This is a genomic window from Streptomyces sp. PA03-1a, from assembly GCF_033792805.1.
Taxonomy (GTDB): Bacteria; Actinomycetota; Actinomycetes; order Streptomycetales; family Streptomycetaceae; genus Actinacidiphila.
On sequence record NZ_JARAVO010000070.1, the window covers coordinates 17,426 to 38,674 of the forward strand.

Below are 21,249 nucleotides of genomic sequence, written 5' to 3' on the forward strand. Positions count from 1 at the left end.
GGCGAGCCCTAGCCGAGGTACGCGGGGGCCAGCGCCGCCGTCATCATGCGGCGGGCCGTGCCGGTGCCGTCGGCGGGCACCGTCCACAGGTCCGCGCCGAAGTCCCCGGCGAGGGCGTAGACGACCGTGTGGTCGTCCCGCCAGACGACCTGGTCGTCGACGCTCCGCCGCTCCGCGAGCGGGGTCTCGCGCAGGGTGGCCAGGTCCAGGACGTACAGCCGCCAGGGCGCGTCGGGGGACAGGCCCTCGACGCGCTTCTTGAACACCAGCCGGGTACCGTCGGGCGAGAGCGAGGGGCACTCGACGTTGCTGCGCAGCGTGCGGACGGAGCGGGCCGCGACGTCGCCGCGGACGAGGTAGGTGCGGCCGCCGGTGCCCAGGGTGGCGTAGAAGTGGGCGTCGTCGGAGAACGTCACGCCCCAGAAGTTGACGTCTGCGGCGTGGTACGGCCGGCCCTCCCTGGTGATCCGGAAGTCCTCGAGGTTCTCGACGAGGCTCCAGGTACGGGTGTCCAGGACGGAGGTACGGGTGGAGAAGTTCGTGCCCGCGTAGGAGTCGCCCCCGACGAACACCGTCCAGGCGACCATGCGCCCGCTGGGCGAGACCCGGGCCCGGGTGGGGATGCCCGCGAGGGGGAAGCGGCGCAGCTCGTGCAGGCGGGCGTCGAGCACGACGGCGCGGTAGCCGTCCTGGACGGCGCCCTTGACGGACTGCAGGCAGATGCCGGTGCCCGCGGCCGCGTAGAAGCGCAGGCACTTCACGTCCGAGGCGGTGCGCGCGGCCCCGGGGCGGCCGGCCGGGACTGTGGCGAGCTCGTCCCGGTGCGGGCCCCACGCCATGTTGCGGAACACCATGCGGGGCGCGTCCGGCGCCAGCGTCACCGCCCCCGCCGTGACCGCGGGGCCGCCCGCCTGCGGGCGGCCCTTCTCCGCCGCCCGGTCGGCGGCGCGCAGCACGGACACGGCGGCGACGGCGGCCAGCGCCGCCACGGCGGCGAGCAGCACGAACAGACGGCTGCGGGTGTTCATGAGGGGCCTTTCCTCGGGGGTCACGTGCTCGGCGCCGGACGCAGGTACACGGCGCAGACCGCGCACGCCGTCAGCGCCAGCGCGGCGGCGGTGAGCGCCGTGCGGTCGCCCCAGGCGGTCCAGGCCGCGCCGAAGGCCAGGGAGGCGACGAAGCGGGCCATGGCCTGCCCGGTCTGGACGAGGGCGAGCCCGGCGCCGCGCAGCTCGTCGGGGACGGCGGTGGAGGCGGCGGCCATCAGCACACCGTCCGTGGCGGCGTAGAAGGCGCCGTGCAGCAGCAGGACGGCGTACGCGGGGCCGTGCGCGAGCATCAGCCCGTACGCGGCGAGCAGCGCGAGGTGTCCCGCCAGGAACATCCGCCAGCGCCCCACACGGTCGGCCAGCCTGCCCAGCGGCATCGCGAGCAGCAGGAAGGCCGCCGCGGTGCCCAGGGGGAGCAGCGCGAACCAGCGGTCGGGGACCCCGAGCCGGTGCTGGAGCAGCAGGTAGACGAAGGAGTCGCTCACCGTCGACAGGCCCAGCAGCGTCGCGCAGACCGTGAGCCGCCGCACGTCCCGGCGGCGCAGCAGCGCCACGGACGCCCGCAGCGAGGGCGCGGGCGCTTCGGCGGGGGCGGGGGCGGCCGTGGTGGCCGGGGCCCCGCCGCGGAGGCGGCCCGGCACGAAGAGCAGCAGCACCAGCACCCCCACGGCGGCCACGCAGAAGCTCACCGTGAAGACGGCGTCGTACCCCTCGGCGGCCTGCCGCAGGATGAGGAACGCCACCAGCGGTCCCAGCAGCGCCCCGGCGGTGTCCATGGCGCGGTGCACGCCGAAGGCCCGCCCGCGCGTCCCGGGCGTGGAGGTCAGCGAGATCAGCGCGTCCCGCGGTGCGGTGCGCAGTCCCTTGCCGGTGCGGTCGACCGCGAGGACGGCACCGATCAGGGGCAGGCTGTGGACGAGGAGCAGTGCGGGCTTGCACAGCGCCGACAGGCCGTAGCCGACGGCCGCGACGGCCTTGTGCCGGCCGCCGCCCCGGTCGGCGAGGTGGCCGCCGGCCAGCCGCACGAGGGCGCTGAAGCCGTTGTAGACGCCGTCGAGCAGGCCGAAGCCGAGCGGGGAGAGCCCGAGTCCGGCGACCAGGTAGAGGGGGAGCACGGCGGTGACCATCTCCGACGAGACGTCGGTGATGAGGCTGACGGTGCCCAGGACGAGGACGGTGGGGGCGACGGCGGTGGCCCGGGGTCCGGGACGCGACGCGTCCCGGACCCCGGTGCCGGCTCCGCCGCGGCTGTCCGCGACGTACACCGGCCTCAGCTCGCCCAGATGCCGGTGATGTCCGAGGCGGAGGCGGCGTTGCCCGCGTGCGTGGTGAGACCCGCCAGGTCCTCCAGCGTGCGGAGCACGTTGTAGTGGTTGTACGTCGTGGCGGACGACGAACCGGCCTTGACCGGCTGGCCGTAGAACACGGTCGGGATGCGGTTGCCGCTCAGCCGGTTGTCCTCGTCGAAGGTGACGACGAGCAGGCTGTTGTGGGTCTTCGCCCAGGTCGCGTAGGCGCCCAGCTTGTTCTTCAGCCAGGTGTCACCGGTGGAGACCGAGCAGTCGTGCATGTCGCTGCACAGGTTCGGCGTGACGAAGGAGACCTTCGGCAGGGTGGTGAAGTCCGTCGGGAACTGCGCGAAGGTCTTCGCCGTCGACGTCGGGACGTTGCTGAACGCGAACCACGGGTTGTGCTTGCGGGCGTAGTCGCCGCTGCTGCAGGTGGTGGAACCCTGGCTGGGCAGCGTCTCGTTGTAGCTGGCCCAGCTCTTGCCGGCGGCGATCAGCTCGGAGGCGAGGTTGGGCTTGGAGCTGAAGCCGGGGGTGTAGCAGCCGTCGTCGGTGACGCCCTGGTTGCCGCCCGAGAAGATCTGCAGGTAGTTGGGCTGGCTCGGGTGCGTGACGCCGTACGACTGCGTCAGGCTGGCGCCGCCGGCCTTGAGCGTGTTGTTGAGGTACGGCGCGCTGGAGCTGCCGATGACCTGGCTGTAGGCGTGGTTCTCGAGCATCACCACGACCACGTGGTCGGGGTTCGGCACGCTGCCGGCCGCGTGGGCGGTCTCGGCGCCGCCGAGTCCGGCCCACAGGCCGAGGGAGGCGGCGGCGACGCCGAGGGTGGAAGCGAGGGCGGTGACGGTGCGACGGGGACGGGGCAGGGACCAGCCGGACACGGCGGACCTCCGTGAAGGGGGGGACGGGGAGTGGCGCCGCGCCAGGTTAGGAGGCGGTCGCGGACGTCCGAAGCGCCGCGGAAGTGAAGGTCCGGGGAACGGTGCGTACGTTCTGGATCTTGAGGTCAAGCCCAGGTAAAAGGGCCCGGGGAACGCAACTCGCGTTCCCCGGGCCCTTGCTGTCAGGACGTCACTTGACGTACGTGATGCCGTCCGTGGTGATCGCGGGGCGGCCGGAGGTACCGACGACGACGACCCTCAGCGTGTGCTTGGCGCTGGTCGTCCAGGACTTGGACCAGATCGTCTGCCGGTAGGCGGTGGTGGAGGACTTCAGGTCCACCGTGGCCGCCTTGACCCCGTCGACGTAGACGTACGCCTGACCGGAGGTCGAGGCGCGAGAGACCACCCAGCCGACCGAGCGGCCGGTGAACGTCCAGGTCAGGCTGGCGTTCTTCGAGGACGAGGTGTAGGACTTCCCGCCGAGGTAGCTGGTGCTGCTCTTCGCCGACCAGGTCCCGGACTTCGTCGCCGAGGTCTCCTGCAGGATCGCCGCCGTGCGGCTCACCGAGGCGGTGGTGTAGTTCCCGGCCGCATCGGTGGCCTTCAGGCCGTAGGTGACCGCGGTGTTCACCTTGCCCGTGGTGCTCCACGACGTGGTGGTCGGACCGAAGGTGGCCGTGGTCGGGGCGGTCGCCGCGACGCTCTTGAGGGCGCCGTTGTCGGCGGCCTTCCAGCTCACCGAGACCGGCACGGAGGTGCTGGAGACGGTGGCGTTGCGGATCTTCACCGAGGGGGCGGTGGTGAACGTCGGCTTGGTCGTGTCGCCGACCACGCTGTACGAGCTCGCCGACGTCGCCGTCTTGTTGCTCATGTGCACCGCCCGCACGGTCACGGTGTGCTTGCCCGCGGCGACCGTGATCGGCGCGGAGGTGGCGGTGGCCTTGGCGGTGGCCGCGACCTTGCCGTCCACCAGCACCTCGAACCGCTTCAGGACGGCTGTCGGCGTGCTCTCCTTCCAGGCCACCGTCGCCGTGCCCTTGGTGTAGTACGAGGACCCGGAGAGCGTGGCGCCGGTGACCCCGTTCAGCGTCGGCGCGGCGACGGAGGAGGAGTAGGAGCGAATCGTGGGCACCTTGGCGTACAGATTGGTGCCGGGGCACTCGGTGGCGAACCCGTCGCGGTGACCCGAGATCGGGTAGAACGCCTTGCCGTTGACGGTCTGGCTCTTGGTGCCGGGGTTGGGGTTGATCCCGGCGAGGCCGAGCTTCCAGGTGGCGAGCGCGGTGACCGAACCCAGCATTTGCGAGGTCATCGGCGTGGCCGTGGAGACGTACTTGTCGGTCTGGAAGTAACCGATGACCGCGATGCCCGCCGTGCCGGTGTTGTAGCCCTCGGTCTGGGCGCCCACCACGGCACGGTCCACGCCGCCGTAGCGGCCCTCGTAGATCGTGCCGCACTTGTCGACGAGGAAGTTGTAGCCGATGTCCCGCCAGGTCTGGCTGACGTGGTACGCGTAGATCTGCCGGATGATGCTCGGCGAGTCGCTGCAGCTGTAGTCACCGCTGTGCTTCGTCGCGTTGTACGTAGCCGTGTGGTGCACGAAGACGACTGACACCTGCGGCGCGTACGAGGGCTCCGTCTGCTCGCGGATGCTCTCGTCGGCGCCCCAACCCGCGCGGGTGACGATGGGCGGCTTGGGCACCGTCGAGGTGGGAGGCGTGGACGCGGAGGCCGTCGGCGAGCTCGTCGTGGGCGGGCTGCTGGTCGCCGGGGCGCTGCTGGCCGGGGCGGAGCTTTCCGTGGCGCTCGGCTCGGTGGTCGGCGGCTCCGTCGTGGCCGGTGCGGTCGTCTCGGACGGCGTCGAGGTCGCCGTGGGGTCCGCAGTCGGCGACGCGGAGTCCTCGGCGTCGGCGGCGAAGGCGGCGGGCGCCATCGCCACGTCGACGCTGCTCTTCTTGTCGCTCTCGCCGACCAGGGCGAGCTTCAGGCCCTTCGGGATGCCGGCCGCGCCCTTGCCGGACCGGACGCGGACCTGCACGCCGTCGGACCACCCCACCCACAGCGGAGGGGTGCCACCGCGTCCCGCGGACTCGTCGCCGGCGTCCGGAGCGTCGTCGTTGTGCGTCTCGATCCCGAACCAGTCGGACCACGTACCGGTCTTCTGCGCCCGGACCCGCAGCTGCACCGTGCCGTCCAGCTCCGCCTTCGGATCGTCCCAGGTCACGCCGAGCGTGCCGAACGCACCCGTGCGTTGCTGCGGCAGCTCCCGCTCACCGCCGGTGCCCTTGAGCGCCAGCGCGTCCACCTTGGTGTGCACCGGCCCCTTCGCGTCGGCCGACGGGGCGGTCCCCTCCGGACCGCTGGCCACGGACGCGGCGGTGATGACACCGGCCCCTCCGAGTACGACCGCCCCGACCGCGAGCCACGCACGCCCGCGCAGACGTATTCGCCGCATGTTCTCTATCCCCGCCCCGTCCCACTCCTGGGTAGCCGTGGGTACCGTTGGTTGATTTCTTAAACCTCTGAAACAGCAAGCGCTTTATACCAGAAGGACCAGACCGCGCTCACACCGCCGGACGATCACCCCGAAACCGGCCATAACGCCAGGTAACAGAGCCGGGGCAGGGCGGATACTCTCTCTAGGGCGGATCAGCCCAGCCGGGAGCACCGGGAAAGGCAGGCGGCGTGCTGGAAGGGCGACGGGACACCAGGTTCGGGCGGCTGCTGCGGCACGGCTTCAGTGACGCCGTGGCCGCCGAGGCGCTGCTGGGCGGCGAGCAGCTCGCCCCGGTGCGCAGCGACCCGGTCCTGCTCGACGCGCTGGGCGCCACGGCCGACCCCGACCAGGCGCTCGCCTCCCTCGTACGGCTCCTCGAGGCCCTCGATCCCGGGGAGCGGCGCACCCTCCTCGACACGCTCACCACGGCCAAGCCGCTGCGCGACCGGCTGCTCGGGGTGCTGGGCGCCTCCGTGGCCCTGGCCGACCACCTCACCCGGCATCCGCGCGACTGGCACGCCCTGGTCACCTACGAGCACGCCGACCTGCACCCGGGGACCACGGAGTTCGAACGGGGGCTGGCGGGGGCCGACGACCCCGAGTCGCTGCGCGTCGCCTACCGGCGCTGCATGCTGGGCATCGCCGCCCGCGACGTGTGCGGCACCAGCGACCTGGTGCAGACCGCCGCGGAGCTCGCCGACCTCGCCACCGCGACGCTGCGCGCGGCCCTGGCCATGGCCGAGGAGGAGGCGCCGGGCGATGCCGCGCTGTGCCGGCTGGCGGTGATCGGCATGGGCAAGTGCGGCGGCCACGAGCTCAACTACATCTCCGACGTCGACGTCATCTTCGTGGCCGAGGCCCGCCCCGACGCCGAGGAGGCCAAGGCGCTGCAGGCCGCCACGCGGCTGGCCTCGCGCATGATGCGGATCTGCTCCGACACCACCGTCGAGGGCAGCATCTGGCAGGTCGACGCCAACCTGCGCCCCGAGGGCCGGCGCGGCCCGCTGGTGCGCACCCTGTCCAGCCATCTGGCCTACTACAAGCGCTGGGCCAAGACGTGGGAGTTCCAGGCGCTGCTCAAGGCCCGGCCGGTGGCCGGCGACCCGGCGCTCGGGCAGGAGTACGTCGAGGCGCTGTCGCCCATGGTGTGGCAGGCCGCGGAACGCGAGCACTTCGTCCAGGACGTGCAGGAGATGCGGCGCCGGGTCGTGGAGAACATCCCCGTCGCGCACCTCGACCGGGAGCTGAAGCTGGGCCCCGGCGGCCTGCGGGACGTGGAGTTCGCGGTGCAGCTGCTCCAGCTCGTGCACGGCCGCACCGACCCGTCGCTGCGCAGCGGCACCACCTTGACCGCGCTGTCCCAGCTCGCCGCCGGCGGCTACGTGGGGCGGGCGGACGCGGCGGCGCTCGACACCTCGTACCGCTTCCTGCGGACGATGGAGCACCGCATCCAGCTCCACAAGCTGCGCCGCACCCACCTGGTGCCCGAGGACGTGGCCGACCTGCGGCGGCTCGGCCGCTCCCTGGGCTTCCGGGCGGACCCGGTGGCGGAGCTGCAGCGGGAGTGGCGGCGGCACGCGCGGGAGGTGCGCCGCCTCCACGAGAAGCTCTTCTACCGGCCGCTGCTCGACGCGGTCGCCCAGCTCGCCCCCGGCGAGGTGGGCCTGACCCCGGACGCGGCCAAGCAGCGTCTGGAGGCGCTCGGCTACGCCGACCCCACCGCGGCCCTGCGCCACCTGGAGGCGCTGGCCTCGGGGGTCAGCCGCAAGGCCGCCATCCAGCGGACCCTGCTGCCGGTGCTGCTCGGCTGGTTCGCCGACTCCGCGGACCCCGACGCGGGTCTGCTCAATTTCCGCAAGGTCAGCGACGCCCTGGGCCGCACCCCCTGGTACCTGCGGCTGCTGCGGGACGAGGGCGCCGCCGCCGTCAACCTCGCGCGCGTGCTGTCCTCCGGGCGGCTCGCCCCCGACCTGCTCATGCGGGCCCCCGAGGCGGTCGCCCTGCTCGCCGACGACGAGGGGCTCCAGCCCCGCACGCGTGGTGCGCTGGACCAGGAGGTGCTGGCCGCGGTCCACCGCGCGGACTCCGCCGAGCAGGCCGTCGCCGCGGTACGCGGGGTCCGACGCCGCGAGCTGTTCCGCACCGCGGCCGCGGACCTCGTCGGGGTCCACCGCGACGACCCCGACGCCATCGGCACCGCCCTCACCGACCTCAACGCCGCCGCCGTCACCGGGGCCCTGCAGGCCGCGGTCAACGCCGTCGAGGTGGCCGAGGGGGAGCCCCTGCCGACCCGGTTCGCCGTCATCGGGATGGGCCGCTTCGGCGGCCACGAACTGGGCTACGGCTCCGACGCCGACGTCCTGTTCGTCCACGAGCCGTACGAGGGCACCGACGAGCACCGGGCCGCCAAGGCCGCGCTCAAGGTCGCCAACGAGCTGCGCAGGCTGCTGCAGATCCCCACCACCGACCCGCCGCTGCTCATCGACGCCGACCTGCGCCCCGAGGGCAAGAGCGGACCGCTGGTGCGCACGCTCGGCTCGTACGCCGCCTACTACCGGCGCTGGTCGCTGGTCTGGGAGAGCCACGCCCTGCTGCGCGCCGAACCGGTCGCGGGCGACGAGGACCTGGGAGCCCGCTTCATCGGCCTCGTCGACCCGCTGCGCTACCCGGCCGAGGGGCTGCCGGAGGAGGCGGTCCGCGAGATCCGCCGGCTCAAGGCCCGTATGGAGTCCGAGCGGCTGCCGCGCGGCGCCGACCCGACGACCCACGCCAAGCTGGGGCGGGGCGGGCTCAGCGACGTCGAGTGGACCGTGCAGCTGCTGCAGCTCCAGCACGGCGCGCAGTTCCCCGGCCTGCGGACCACCCGTACCCGGCCGGCGCTGGCCGCGGCCGCGGCGGCGGGACTGGTCCTCGCCGAGGACGCGGAAGTCCTGGACGCCGCCTGGATCCTGGCGAGCCGGATGCGCAACGCCGTCATGCTCGTCCGGGCCCGGGCCGGGGACACCTTCCCCGGTGACGGCAAGGAACTCGCCGCGGTGGGCCGGTACCTCGGCTACGAGCCGGGGCACGTGGGCGACATGGTCGAGGAGTACCGCCGAGCCACGCGCCGGGCCCGCGCGGTGGTCGAGCGCCTCTTCTACGCCACGTAGTCCGCGCCCGCCGCCCGCCTACGCCGTGGCGACGCGCACCTGGCGCGGCAACCGGTAGGCGAGGCCGCCGTAGACCGCCCAGGAGGCGGCGAAGCCGACGCCGAGGCAGAGGGTGCCGCCGGCGGCGTCGAGCCAGAAGTGGTTGGCGGTGGAGACGATGACGAGCAGCGTGACCACCGGGTAGAGCACGCCCAGCACCCGCACCCAGGCCCGCCGCGCGAGCATGGCGACGGTGATGCCGCACCACAGCGACCAGCCGATGTGCATCGACGGCATGGCCGCGTACTGGTTGGAGACGTGCGCCAGGTCGCCAGACGCCATCGACCCCCAGGTGTGGTGGATCTTCACGGTGTCGATGAAGCCGCCGCCCTCCATCAGCCGGGGCGGCGCCAGGGGGAAGAAGTAGTAGCCGAGCAGCGCGATGCCGGTCGTCACGAAGAGGACCAGCCGGGTCGGCGCGTAGCGCCCGGGGTGCCGGCGGAACAGCCAGACGAGCACGGCGAGGGTGACGATGAAGTGGAGCGTCGCGTAGTAATAGTTCATCGCGACGATGAGCCACGTTACCGAGTTCACGGCATGATTGACCGCGTGTTCGAAGGCGAGCCCAAGGGACCGTTCCAGGCCCCAGACGTGGCCCGCGTTCCGCATGGCGTCGTCCTGCTGCTCGGGCACGGCGTTGCGCACCAGTGAGTAGATCCAGTAGCTGACGGCGATCAGCAGGATCTCGAACCACAGCCGGGGCCGGCGTGGCGCCAGCAGTCTGTTGCCCGTCGTCGCTCCATCGGCGTCACGGGAATCGATGGAGCGCGGTGGTACGGCGTCACTGCGGTGGGCCATGGTCTTCGCGGTCGATTCCCCCATGGGGCGATAGTCTGCCATGCGGTCCGGTGCCGTCCGATCAACCCCCGGTGGGATTGCGTGCATCCCGCGTACGCCTCCCGGTCGACTGCTGTACGGGTACGGCTGCCCCGGCCTTGGGACCTGATGCCGTCGAACCGCGGACGACCAGTTCGGGCAGGAAAACGAACTCGCTGTGCGGTGCCGGGGTACCGCCGACCTCCTCCAGCAGCGCGCGCACCGCGGCCTGGCCCATGGCCGTGACCGGCTGCCGGATGGTCGTGAGCGGCGGATCGGTGAAGGCGATGAGCGGGGAGTCGTCGAAGCCGACGACGGAGACGTCTCCGGGGACGGACAGCCCCTGCTGCCGGGCGGCGCGGACGGCGCCGAGCGCCATCATGTCGGAGGCGCACACCACGGCCGTGCAGCCGGACTCGATCAGGCCGGAGGCGGCAGCTTGACCACCCTCGAGGGTGAACAGCGAGTGCTGGATGCGCCCGGCCGCCTCGTCGGCGGCTATGCCGAGCACCTCCTCCATGCTGCGCAGGAAGCCCTCTATCTTGCGCTGCACGGGGACGAACCGCTTGGGACCGACGGCGAGGCCGATCCGCTCGTGGCCGAGCGCCGCCAGATGGGTGACGGCCAGACGCATGGCACCGCGGTCGTCGGGCGAGACGAACGGCGCCTTGATCTTGCCGGAGAAGCCGTTGATCAGGACGAACGGTACGCCCTGGCCGTGCAGCCGGTCGTAGCGCTCCACGTCGGCGGTGGAGTCGGCGTGCAGTCCGGAGACGAAGATGATCCCGGCGACACCGCGCTCGACGAGCATCTCGACGAGTTCGTCCTCGGTCGAGCCGCCCGGGGTCTGGGTGGCCAGCACCGGGGTGTACCCCTGCCGGGTCAGGGCCTGCCCGATGACCTGGGCGAAGGCCGGGAAGATCGGGTTCTCCAGCTCCGGGGTGATGAGCCCGACGAGGCCCGCGCTGCGCTGCCGCAGCCGCACCGGCCGTTCGTACCCCAGCAGGTCGAGGGCGGCCAGCACGGATTGGCGGGTGGCGGCGGAGACCCCGGGCTTGCCGTTGAGGACACGGCTGACGGTCGCTTCGCTCACCCCCGCCTGGGCTGCGATGTCGGCAAGCCTTGCGGTCACAGGATTGGACTGTACCGGTCGCATCTCAGATCGCCCACCAGATGCACGAATCAGCCGGAAGACGGACGGATCCGCCGGTGAACGCCACGGGCTCGGAGGAGAGCACCGGCCGCCCCGGCACGGGGAGTTGGACCGGGGCCGAACGGGCGTTGACGGTGCACACCAGGCCGGGACGGGAGAAGGCCAGCACCCCCTCGGGAGCGTCCAGCCAGCGCATCGGCCCGTCGCCGAGGCCGGGCAGTTCACGGCGCAGCCGCAGGGCCGAGCGGTACAGCTCCAGGGTGGAGTCGGGGTCGCCGGTCTGCGCCTGGACGCTCAGTCCGCCCCAGCCCGCGGGCTGCGGCAGCCAGCTGCCGGCCGGCCCGAAGCCGTGGCTGGGGCCGTCGGCGGTCCACGGGATGGGCACCCGGCAGCCGTCGCGCAGCCCGTCCTGGCCGTTGTCCCGGAAGAAGGAGGGGTCCTGGCGGACCTCATCCGGCAGGTCGGTGACCTCGGGCAGACCCAGTTCCTCGCCCTGGTAGACGTACACGGAACCGGGCAGCGCGAGCATCAGCAGGGCCGCGGCGCGGGCCCGGCGCAGCCCGGCCGCACCGCCGCCGTAGCGGGTGACGTGCCGGACCACGTCGTGGTTGGAGAGCACCCAGGTGGTGGGGGCGCCCACGGAGACGGTGGCGGCGAGGGACTCCTCGATCACCGCGCGCATCGCCCCGGCCTCCCAGGGGCACTGCAGGAAGTGGAAGTTGAAGGCCTGGTGCAGCTCGTCGGGACGGACGTACAGCGCCATGCGCCCGGCGTCGGGCGCCCAGGCCTCGGCGACGCCGATGCGCTCGGACGGCAGTTCCTGCGGCCCGGGGCCGGGGGAGTAGGAGTCGAGCAGCCGGCGCCAGGCGCGGTGGATCTCGTGCACCCCGTCCTGGTCGAAGAAGGGGAGCACCTGGGAGCCGATCATCTTGACCTGCTCCTTGTGGCCGATGTCGGGCAGCCCCGGCGCCTTGACCATGCCGTGGGCGACGTCGATGCGGAAGCCGTCCACGCCCAGGTCCAGCCAGAAGCGGAGGATGGCGTCGAACTCCTCGCGGACCTCGGGGTGCTCCCAGTTGAGGTCGGGCTGCTCGGGCGCGAAGAGGTGGAGGTACCAGTCGCCGTCCGCGACCCGGGTCCACGCGGGGCCGCCGAAGACCGACTCCCAGTCGTTGGGCGGCAGTTCGCCGTGCTCGCCCTTGCCGGGGCGGAAGTGGTAGCGCTCACGGGCCGGCCCCCCGCGCCGGTCCGTGAGCGCCGCCCGGAACCACGCGTGCCGGTCGGAGGTGTGGTTCGGGACGATGTCGACGATCACCCGCAGGCCCAGCTCGTGGGCGGTGCGGAGGAGCGCGTCGGCATCCGCGAGGGAGCCGAAGAGGGGGTCGACGGTGCGGTAGTCGGCGACGTCGTAGCCGCCGTCCGCCTGGGGCGAGGCGTAGAAGGGGGTCAGCCAGACCGCGTCGGCGCCCAGTTCCGCCAGGTACGGCAGCCGGGCCCGGATGCCGGGCAGGTCGCCCACGCCGTCACCGTCGCCGTCGGCGAAGGAACGTACGTACACCTGGTAGATGACGGCGCTGCGCCACCAGCCGGGTGTGCCCCCCTCGGGGGCGGCCGGGGTCTCGTCGGTCGCGTCGTGGATGACGGGGGCGAGCTCTTGGGTCATGTCGGTCCCTCGGGAGTCGGCGCCGTTCCCTGCCGATGATTCCGATCCACCGCGTGATCGGCAATGCCTTTCAAGAATTTGCGGAAGATCGCGTAACGGCTTCCAGGAGCGCGAGCGTCCCACGTCACGTCTCCCGTCGGCAACTGTGAGGACACGCAGATGTAACGATCGGAAGATCTTGCAAGTCTTTGCAGCAAGGTCTTTCGTCGGGCTTTCATCCCTGTTACGTTCCTCGACAGCCCGGCGGCCGCAAAGGCGCAGTCGGCAGGGGGGACGCGGCGACGCGCCCCGCACCATCACGGGCTTTCATCCTGGAGGAGATCACATGCGGCGTGGCATAGCGGCCACCGCGCTGGTTGCGGCGCTCGGGCTTGCGGCGACGGCTTGCGGCGGCGACGACGGCGGCAGTGACAAGGCCGGCGGTCCGGTCACCATCACCTGGTGGGACACCTCGAACGCGACGAACGAGGCGCCGACCTACAAGGCCCTGATCGCGGACTTCGAGAAGGCGAACCCGAAGATCAAGGTCACCTACGTCAACGTGCCGTTCGACCAGGCCCAGAACAAGTTCCAGACGGCCGCCGGCAGCAAGGGCGCCCCGGACGTCGTCCGCGCCGAGGTCGGCTGGACCGCCTCCTGGGCGAAGTCCCAGTTCCTCGCGCCGCTGGACGGCACCCCGGCGCTGGCCGACCAGGGTGACATCAACCCGTCCCTGCTCAAGCAGGCGCAGTACGAGGGCAAGACCTACGGTGCCCCGATCGTCACCGACACCCTCGCGCTCATGTGGAACAAGGAGCTGCTGAAGAAGGCCGGCTTCGACAAGGCCCCCGCCACCTGGGACGAGCTGAAGGCGGTCGCCAAGGCCGTCAAGGCCAAGGACAAGGTCGACGGCTTCTGGCTCCGCGCCGACTCCTACTACGAGCTGCCCTTCCTCTTCGGCGAGGGCACCGACATGGTCGAGGCCGCGGCGAAGAAGATCACGATCAACTCACCCGAGGCCGTCAAGGCCGTCGACACGAGCAAGTCCGTGCTCGCCGCCCCGGGTGTCCACAAGCTCGATGTGACCGCCGACAGCTACGCCCACATGCAGGACGCGTTCGTCAACGGCAAGGTCGCCATGATCGTCCAGGGCCCCTGGGAGCTGACCAACATCTACAAGGGCGCGGCCTTCTCCGACAAGGCCAACCTGGGCATCTCCTCCGTCCCGGCCGGCTCCACCGGCAAGGCCGGCGCCCCCACCGGCGGCCACAACCTGGCCGTCTACGCCGGCTCGGACAAGGCCCACCAGGAAGCCGCCCAGAAGTTCGTCGGCTGGATGACCTCGGGTGAGACCCAGGCCAAGATCGCGCTGAAGAACGGCACCCTGCCGACCCGCACCTCCGCCTACACCGCCGAGGTCAAGGCCGCTCCCGGCGTCGCCGAGTTCCAGGACATCCTGGCCAACGTCGCCCGCCCGCGTCCGGAGCTGCCGGAGTACAGCTCCCTGTTCGCCGACTTCAACACCGGTCTGACGAACGTCCTGCAGGGCAAGACCGGCACCCAGCAGGGGCTGGACGCGACCGCCGACGCCTACAAGAAGCTCGTCAAGGACTTCCAGTAAGGCAGCCATGAGCCGTCCGGTCCGCCTCCCCCGAGCGGGGGGCGGACCGGGCGGCCCGCCCGCGTCCGCACGCATGCCCCCCGGCCGTGCGGGGCGGCCGTACCACCCTTAGCGAACCTCTCGAAAAGGTGCCGAAGATGACCGTCGCCGTCCAGGGCGGGACCCGGAAGACCAAGCGTGGCGAGGCGCCGCGCCCCGGTCCGCTCAGCCGCATCCGGCAGTCGTACAACCGCAACTGGTATGCCTGGGCCATGGTGGCGCCGGTGGTCGCCGTCATCGGCCTGCTGGTGCTCTACCCCCTGGTCCGCGGCATCTACCTGTCGCTGACCGACGCCAACAGCCAGAACGTCGGCCGGACGATCGGCGTCAACCACATCCCGGACTCCTTCTCCTGGGTGGGCTTGAAGAACTACACGGAGATCCTCTCCGGGGCGGACCACCAGTTCTGGCCGCACTTCACCTGGACCATCGTGTGGACGGCCGTCTGCGTCACCCTGCACTACGGCCTCGGCCTCGGCCTCGCCATGCTGCTGAACCGCAAGATCCGCGGCCGCACCTTCTACCGGCTGGTCCTGATCCTGCCCTGGGCCGTGCCCACCTTCGTCACCGTCTTCTCGTGGCGGCTGATCCTCGCCGACGACGGCGGCATCCTGAACACGGTCCTGCACTCGCTGCACCTGCCGACGCCCGCCTGGCTGAGCGACCCCTTCTGGCAGAAGACCGCGGCGATCATGGTCAACACCTGGGTCGGCGTCCCCTTCATGATGGTCTCGCTCCTCGGCGGCCTGCAGTCGATCCCCTCCGAGCTGTACGAAGCGGCCGAGATGGACGGCGCCACCCCCTGGCAGCGGTTCCGCTTCGTGACGCTCCCGGGCCTGCGCTCGGTGAGCAGCACGGTGATCCTGCTCGGCATCATCTGGACCTTCAACCAGTTCGTCGTCATCTTCCTGCTGTTCGGCGCGAGCGCGGGACAGGACGCCCAGATCCTGGTGACCTGGGCCTACCGGCTCGGCTTCGGACAGGACCCGCGTGACTACGCCGGGTCCGCCGCCTACGGCGTGATCATCCTGTCCATGCTCATCGTCTTCGCCTCCGTGTACCGGCGCTGGCTCGCCCGCTCCGAGAACGCGGCCGCCTGACGGCCGCCCCCGGCCAGGACATCGTCATGACGCAAGAGAGGGCAGCCACCCCCATGAGCACCACCGCAGACCTCCCCGCCACGGGGGCCGACCAGGGCGCGACCGCCGCCCCCGCCCGCGCGGCCGTACGCCGGCGCACCGGCCGCGGCGAGCGCAGCCGGGGCGCGTCCGTGCTGATCCACGGCGTGCTGATCACCGCGAGCCTCATCGCGGCCTTCCCCGTGCTGTGGATCGCCTGGGTCTCCTTCGGCCCCGACAAGACCGACTTCCTGCACCCGGCCGACATCGCCGGCAAGTTCAGCTTCGAGAACTACACCAAGGTCCTCGGCGACACGAACTTCCTGCAGTGGTTCCTGAACTCCATGATCGTCGCCCTCGGCACCTGCGTGCTGGGCGTGTTCATCGCCGCCAGCTCCGGCTACGCGGTCTCCCGGATGCGCTTCCCCGGCCACCGGCAGCTGATGTGGATCTTCCTGGTGACCCAGATGTTCCCGGTCGCCATCCTCATGGTGCCGCTGTACAACATCCTGGCCGACCTGGGTCTGCTGGACACGTACTGGGCGCTCATCCTGGTCTACTGCACCACCGCCGTGCCCTACTGCGCGTGGCTGCTCAAGGGCTACTTCGACACCATCCCGCAGGAGATCGACGAAGCCGGCCGGGTCGACGGCCTCACCCCCTTCGGCACCTTCTACCGGCTGGTCCTGCCGCTGGCCCGTCCGGGCCTGGCGGTGGCGGCCTTCTACACCTTCCTCACGGCGTGGGGAGAGGTCGCCTACGCCTCGGTCTTCATGCTCGGCGACGACAAGTACACCCTCGCCGTCGGGCTGACCACCTTCATCAGCGAGCACGACAACCAGTGGGACCTGATGGCCGCCACGTCCGTGCTCATCGCCGTCCCCGCGTCGGCCTTCTTCTACGTCGTCCAGCGGCACCTGGTCACCGGCCTCACCGCCGGCGCGGCCAAGTCCTGACCGTCGTCCGACCCGGGGCACCCGGCCCACCGGCCGGGTGCCCGGGCCTCGCCCCCTCGCCGCACGAGCAACCACTTTTCCAAGGGATCACCATGACCCAGTACCTGGCGGACTCCACCCGTCACCCCCACTCCTGCGACCAGCCCGTGGCCACCACGGACTGGTGGAGAGACGCGGTCATCTACCAGGTCTACCCCCGCAGCTTCGCCGACGGGAACGGCGACGGCATGGGCGACATCCCCGGCGTCCGCGAGCGGCTCCCGTACCTGCGCGACCTCGGCGTCGACGCCGTCTGGCTGAGCCCCTTCTACGCCTCGCCGCAGGCCGACGCCGGTTACGACGTCGCCGACTACCGGGCCATCGACCCGATGTTCGGCACCCTCCACGACGCCGACGGCCTGATCCGCGACGCCCACCGGCTGGGTCTGCGGATCATCGTCGACCTGGTGCCCAACCACTCCTCCGACCAGCACGAGTGGTTCAAGCAGGCGCTGCGCGAGGGCCCCGGCTCCCCGCTGCGGGCGCGCTACCACTTCCGCCCCGGCAAGGGCGAGAACGGCGAACTGCCCCCCAACGACTGGGAGTCCATCTTCGGGGGGCCGGCCTGGACCCGTGCCGCCGACGGCGAGTGGTTCCTGCACCTGTTCGCGCCCGAGCAGCCCGACTTCAACTGGGAGCACCCGGCCGTCCAGGACGAGTTCCGCTCGATCCTGCGCTTCTGGCTCGACATGGGCGTCGACGGCTTCCGCATCGACGTCGCGCACGGCCTGGTCAAGGCCGACGGCCTGCCCGACATCGGCGCCCACGAGCAGCTCAAGCTCCTTGGCAACGATGTCCTGCCCTTCTTCGACCAGGACGGCGTCCACGAGGTCTACCGCTCGTGGCGGCGCATCCTCGACGAGTACGACGGCGAGCGCATCGCCGTCGCCGAGGCCTGGACCCCCACCGTCGAGCGCACCGCCAACTACGTCCGCGCCGACGAACTGCACCAGGCCTTCAACTTCCAGTACCTCGGCACGAAGTGGGACGCCGTCGAGCTGCGCGAGGTCATCGACCGCTCGCTCGACGCCATGCGCCCGGTCGCCGCGCCCACCACCTGGGTCCTGTCCAACCACGACGTGGTCCGCCACGCGACCCGGCTGTCCCCCGACGGGAAGGGCTACGACCTGCGCCGCGCCCGCGCCGCCTCCCTGCTGATGCTGGCCCTGCCCGGCTCCGCGTACGTCTACCAGGGCGAGGAACTGGGCCTGCCCGAGGTCACCGACCTGCCCGACGAGGCCCGTCAGGACCCGGCGTTCTTCCGCGCCGCCGGCCAGGACGGCTTCCGCGACGGCTGCCGGGTGCCGATCCCGTGGACCGCCGAGGGCCCCAGCCACGGCTTCGGCAGCGGTGGCAGCTGGCTGCCGCAGCCCGCGGAGTGGGCGGGGCTCAGCGTCGCCGTACAGACCGGCGACCCGGACTCCACCCTGGAGCTGTACCGCTCCGCCCTGCGGCTGCGCCGCGAGCGGGACGGCCTCGGCGCGGGCGAGTCGGTCCAGTGGCAGGACGCCCCGCAGGGCGTGCTGTCCTTCCGCCGGCCCGGCTTCGCGTGCACCGTCAACACCACCGGCACTCCGGTGACGCTGCCCGCGCCGGGCCAGGTGCTGCTGGCCAGTTCCCCCGTGGAGGTCACGGCGGACGGGGTCGTCCTCCCGGCCGACACGACCGTCTGGTGGGCCGTTTGACGTGCGGCGCGGTCGCATAGGGTCGGGGACTGTGAACACCACCGCTCGACTTGCCGACATCGCGGCCCAGGCGGGGGTCAGCGAGGCCACCGCCAGCCGCGTGCTGAACGGGAAGGCGGGGGTCGCCCCCGCCACCCGGCAGAAGGTGCTGGCCGCACTGGACGTGCTCGGCTACGAGCGTCCGGTGCGGCTGCGCCAGCGCAGCGCCGGCCAGATCGGGCTGATCACCCCCGAGCTCAACAACCCGATCTTCCCCGCCTTCGCCCAGGTCATCGAGCAGAACCTGACCGGCTACGGCTACACCGCGGTGCTGTGCACCCAGCACCCCGGCGGCTCCACCGAGGACGAACTGGTGGAGGCGCTCGTGGAGCGCGGGGTGCGCGGCATCGTCTTCCTGTCCGGGCTGCACGCGGACGTCACCGCCGACCCCGAGCGCTACGCCCGCCTGCTCGGCCAGGGCGTGCCCTACGTGCTGGTCAACGGCTTCAACCCGGCGATCGCCGGGCCGTACATCTCGCCGGACGAGCGCGCCTCGGCGCGCATCGCCGTCCAGCACCTGGTGGAGCTCGGCCACCAGCGGATCGGCCTGGCCGTCGGGCCCAACCGCTTCGTGCCGGTGCACCGCAAGGTCGAGGGCTTCGTCGAGTCGCTGGGCAGCCTGCTCGGGCTCGGCGAGGAGCAGGCCGCGGAGTACGTCCAGCACACCCTCTTCTCCGTGGAGGGCGGCCACGCGGCCGCCGGGGCGCTGCTGGACAAGGGCTGCACGGGCATCGTCTGCGGCAGCGACCTGATGGCGCTCGGCGCGGTGCGCGCGGTGCGGGAGCGGGGGCTGACCGTCCCCGGGGACGTGTCGGTCGTCGGCTACGACGACTCGCCGCTGATCGCCTTCACCGACCCGCCGCTGACCACGGTCCGCCAGCCGGTCGAGGCGATGGGCGCGGCCGCGGTGAACGCGCTGCTGGAGGAGATCGGCGGCAACCCGGTGCAGCGCGCGGAGTTCGTCTTCCAGACGGAGCTGGTCGTCCGCGGCTCCACGGGCCAGGTGCCCGGCGCCGGCCGGCGTTCCTGATCGTCCCTCATCGTCTCTGATCGTCCCCGGCCGTTCCTGATGCGCGGCGGGTGTTGAGGCGGGCCCTGGACCTGCCCCGGGCGGGGCGCAGCGGGGTGGCTTCGTCGGTCCTGGGCCCGCCTCCGTCTCGGGGGCGACCGGTCCAGCCGGCCGGGCGCGTGGGACCCGCCGTCAGGGGCGGACCCCCGGCCGGCCGAACCGGGCTGAAGAGGAACGTAACAGCCGCTCCGGCCAGGACGGAAGGCCCCTGCAGAAACTTTCTGCAAGATTCTGCAGGGACCTTTCGGAAGGGCGGGACCGCAGGTGGGAGGGGGTCAGGGTGCGATGCCCACGCCGTCCAGACGGCTCCACGCGCGCTCCTGGGCGGCGGACAGCGCCGGCCAGTGCCGTGCCCCCGGGCGGGGGTACACGCGGGAGGCGTAGGGGCGCGGGACGTACCCCGGTTCGAAGAAGCACCCCGTGCCATAGGTGGCGTCGAACGCCGGGCAGGAGGCCGCCACCGAGGCCGGCGTGGGCTTGCGGCCGGTCCGCGCCCAGGTCGCCAGTGACCGCATCGCGGCGGCGTACTCCGCGTCGCTCAGCTCGCTGTGCTCGCTCTCCCGCGTGAAGTTCTGTACCAGCAGCCGCCCGCGGTGGGCGCCCTCCAGGGAGGCCCGGTAGGCCGCCTCGTGCTCGACGAAGGCGGTCGGGTCGTCGATGGCGTGGACGGTGAGCACGGGGATCGACACGGCGCCGGTGACGTCGCTGTCGTAGGACAGGTCCCGGCGGGCCGTGGGGTCGGCGGTGAAGCGCTCCACGCCCGCGTTGAGCGCCGCGTCGTCGTGAGAGCCGGTGTAGCGGACGGTGCCGTTGCCGAACGGGTTCCGGCCGCCGAGCCGGTTGTGCACGATGTCACGGAAGGTGAAGGTCGCGAACCGAAGGTGCGACTCCAGCGTCCGCTCCGGGATCCTGGTCACCGCCAGGATGTCGTCGAGGTTGCGCTGCTGCAGGGCGGTGCGCTCCTGCGGGGGCGAGGCGTAGCCGGTGCACTCCTGCAGGCGCGAGCGCAGTCCGGTGGTGGTCATCGTCGAGTCGGCGCGCAGCCCCATCCACAGCGGGTACGGGGGCTCGGTGGGCCTGGGGTGGTTGCGGCAGTAGTACTGGTAGACCACGCGCAGGTCCACCCGGTAGTCGTAGCCGCGTGAACCGCCGCCCAGGACGCCGCTGGTCAGCAGGGCGCCGTCGTAGGGCGCATGCCGGCCGGTGCCGTAGACCTCGGCGACCTTGGCCGCCACGTCGCCGCCCCAGGACTGGCCGTGGACGAAGGTCAGGCGCGGCGCGCCGAAGCGCTCCACGAACAGCCGCCGCACCGTCTCGGTGTCCTTCGCCGCCATCCGCGTGCCGTAGCCACCGCGGCGGTAGGACGAACCCGCCCAGGCGTAGCCACCTTCACCATGACCGACCAGCGCGCCAGGTCCCCGGTGCTGCGCTCGGGGTCGGAGGTGTCGCCGAGGTCGGGGCCGCCGTGGGCGTGGACGACCAGCGAGCCGTTCCAGTCGCGCGGGACCGCCATGGCGTAGAAGGCGCCGTTCGCGTCCTGGCCCCGGTAGCAGGTGGCCTCCGCCGCCAGCTCCGCCGGGCAGTCGGCGGGGGCGGGTCCGTCGGCCGCGGACGCCGGTACGGGCCCGGCCAGGGCGGTGGCGAGGAGGGCGGCGACGCCCGCGATCGTCACGGAGATGCGGTGTCGTGCGGATCCGGACCGGGGGCGGTGGGGGGAGTGCCCGGTGACCATCGTCTCGTCCTTCCGTCGTCGTCCGGCGCTTCGTTGCGCGGGCCCCGATGCTTGGGGACGGAGGCGGTGGGGGTCCAGAGCCGTGGCCTTTGCGTTCATAGTGTTCGGCGACCGGCCGCGGCGGACCGGGATGTGACGGGGCGTCATCCGCACTCCGTCGACGCGGAGGATGTCACGTTGGAAATCCTTGCGACATCTTGCTGTAAGCCGCGCGTAAGAGGTACGGTCCCGCTCACGGTCCGGCACTGCCGCCGGGCCACGGCTCATGGCGCGTGGGCTCCCAGAGGTACAACCGTCCGCACACGGATTCCGCAAGGAGAACACCCCGTGGCCCAGCACACCGGGCTGCCCGCGTTCGCGCGTTCACGCGCGCGCAGACGCGGAGCCGCAGCCGTCGCGGTGGCGGCCCTCGCCGCCGCCTTCGCCGTCCCCGCCT

13 protein-coding genes and 1 pseudogene are annotated in these 21,249 nt (G+C 72.1%); 6 read left to right on the forward strand and 8 right to left on the reverse strand.

What is annotated here, in order from left to right; all coding sequences use genetic code 11:
• Positions 1 to 8: 8 nt before the first annotated feature.
• The 4 genes from PV341_RS17825 to PV341_RS17840 form a co-directional block, all read right to left on the reverse strand.
• The gene (locus PV341_RS17825) at positions 9 to 1,028 is read right to left on the reverse strand and encodes a TolB family protein (RefSeq protein WP_500358325.1); all 1,020 of its coding nucleotides are present in this window, start codon (positions 1,026 to 1,028) and stop codon (positions 9 to 11) included.
• A gap of 20 nt (positions 1,029 to 1,048) precedes the next feature.
• A complete protein-coding gene (locus PV341_RS17830; protein ID WP_500358326.1) occupies positions 1,049 to 2,314 on the reverse strand; it encodes an MFS transporter in 1,266 nt (421 codons plus the stop codon).
• Between the two features lie 5 nt (positions 2,315 to 2,319).
• Positions 2,320 to 3,219 carry an alkaline phosphatase family protein gene (locus PV341_RS17835; protein ID WP_500358328.1) on the reverse strand — a complete coding sequence of 300 codons (900 nt, stop codon included), beginning with the start codon at positions 3,217 to 3,219 and terminating at the stop codon, positions 2,320 to 2,322.
• A gap of 190 nt (positions 3,220 to 3,409) precedes the next feature.
• On the reverse strand, positions 3,410 to 5,674 hold the full coding sequence (locus PV341_RS17840; RefSeq protein ID WP_500358330.1) for an N-acetylmuramoyl-L-alanine amidase: 2,265 nt from the start codon (positions 5,672 to 5,674) through the stop codon (positions 3,410 to 3,412).
• A gap of 230 nt (positions 5,675 to 5,904) precedes the next feature.
• On the opposite strand from PV341_RS17840, the gene PV341_RS17845 reads away from it, so the two are divergent.
• Positions 5,905 to 8,865: a bifunctional [glutamine synthetase] adenylyltransferase/[glutamine synthetase]-adenylyl-L-tyrosine phosphorylase gene (locus PV341_RS17845; protein ID WP_500322295.1), complete on the forward strand. Its 2,961-nt coding sequence runs from the start codon at positions 5,905 to 5,907 to the stop codon at positions 8,863 to 8,865.
• Between the two features lie 18 nt (positions 8,866 to 8,883).
• Here PV341_RS17845 and PV341_RS17850 read toward each other — a convergent pair whose 3' ends face one another.
• Genes PV341_RS17850 through PV341_RS17860 form a run of 3 tightly spaced genes read right to left on the reverse strand, consistent with a single transcriptional unit; the run spans position 8,884 to position 12,536 of the window.
• Positions 8,884 to 9,726, reverse strand: a complete 843-nt coding sequence (locus PV341_RS17850; RefSeq protein ID WP_500322296.1) for a phosphatase PAP2 family protein — start codon at positions 9,724 to 9,726, stop codon at positions 8,884 to 8,886.
• Positions 9,727 to 9,763: 37 nt separating this feature from the next.
• Positions 9,764 to 10,852, reverse strand: coding sequence for a LacI family DNA-binding transcriptional regulator (locus PV341_RS17855; protein WP_500322298.1), 1,089 nt, complete (start codon positions 10,850 to 10,852; stop codon positions 9,764 to 9,766).
• Between the two features lie 25 nt (positions 10,853 to 10,877).
• Positions 10,878 to 12,536 (reverse strand): glycoside hydrolase family 13 protein, encoded by a 1,659-nt coding sequence (locus PV341_RS17860; protein WP_500322299.1) that lies wholly within the window; start codon positions 12,534 to 12,536, stop codon positions 10,878 to 10,880.
• A gap of 325 nt (positions 12,537 to 12,861) precedes the next feature.
• On the opposite strand from PV341_RS17860, the gene PV341_RS17865 reads away from it, so the two are divergent.
• The 5 genes from PV341_RS17865 to PV341_RS17885 all read left to right on the forward strand — a co-directional run bounded on the left by PV341_RS17865 (position 12,862) and on the right by PV341_RS17885 (position 19,042).
• A complete protein-coding gene (locus tag PV341_RS17865) occupies positions 12,862 to 14,136 on the forward strand; it encodes an extracellular solute-binding protein (protein ID WP_500358332.1) in 1,275 nt (424 codons plus the stop codon).
• A gap of 137 nt (positions 14,137 to 14,273) precedes the next feature.
• On the forward strand, positions 14,274 to 15,275 hold the full coding sequence (locus PV341_RS17870) for a carbohydrate ABC transporter permease (RefSeq protein ID WP_499511501.1): 1,002 nt from the start codon (positions 14,274 to 14,276) through the stop codon (positions 15,273 to 15,275).
• A gap of 53 nt (positions 15,276 to 15,328) precedes the next feature.
• On the forward strand, positions 15,329 to 16,249 hold the full coding sequence (locus PV341_RS17875) for a sugar ABC transporter permease (protein WP_499511500.1): 921 nt from the start codon (positions 15,329 to 15,331) through the stop codon (positions 16,247 to 16,249).
• Positions 16,250 to 16,341: 92 nt separating this feature from the next.
• Entirely contained in the window at positions 16,342 to 17,973 is a 1,632-nt protein-coding gene (locus PV341_RS17880) for a glycoside hydrolase family 13 protein (RefSeq protein WP_500322302.1), read from the forward strand.
• A 31-nt stretch (positions 17,974 to 18,004) separates the two neighbouring features.
• Positions 18,005 to 19,042, forward strand: a complete 1,038-nt coding sequence (locus PV341_RS17885) for a LacI family DNA-binding transcriptional regulator (RefSeq protein WP_500322303.1) — start codon at positions 18,005 to 18,007, stop codon at positions 19,040 to 19,042.
• Between the two features lie 314 nt (positions 19,043 to 19,356).
• Here the strand turns inward: PV341_RS17885 and PV341_RS17890 are convergent.
• Positions 19,357 to 20,813 (reverse strand): annotated as a pseudogene (locus PV341_RS17890) (hypothetical protein).
• Between the last annotated feature and the right edge of the window lie 436 nt (positions 20,814 to 21,249).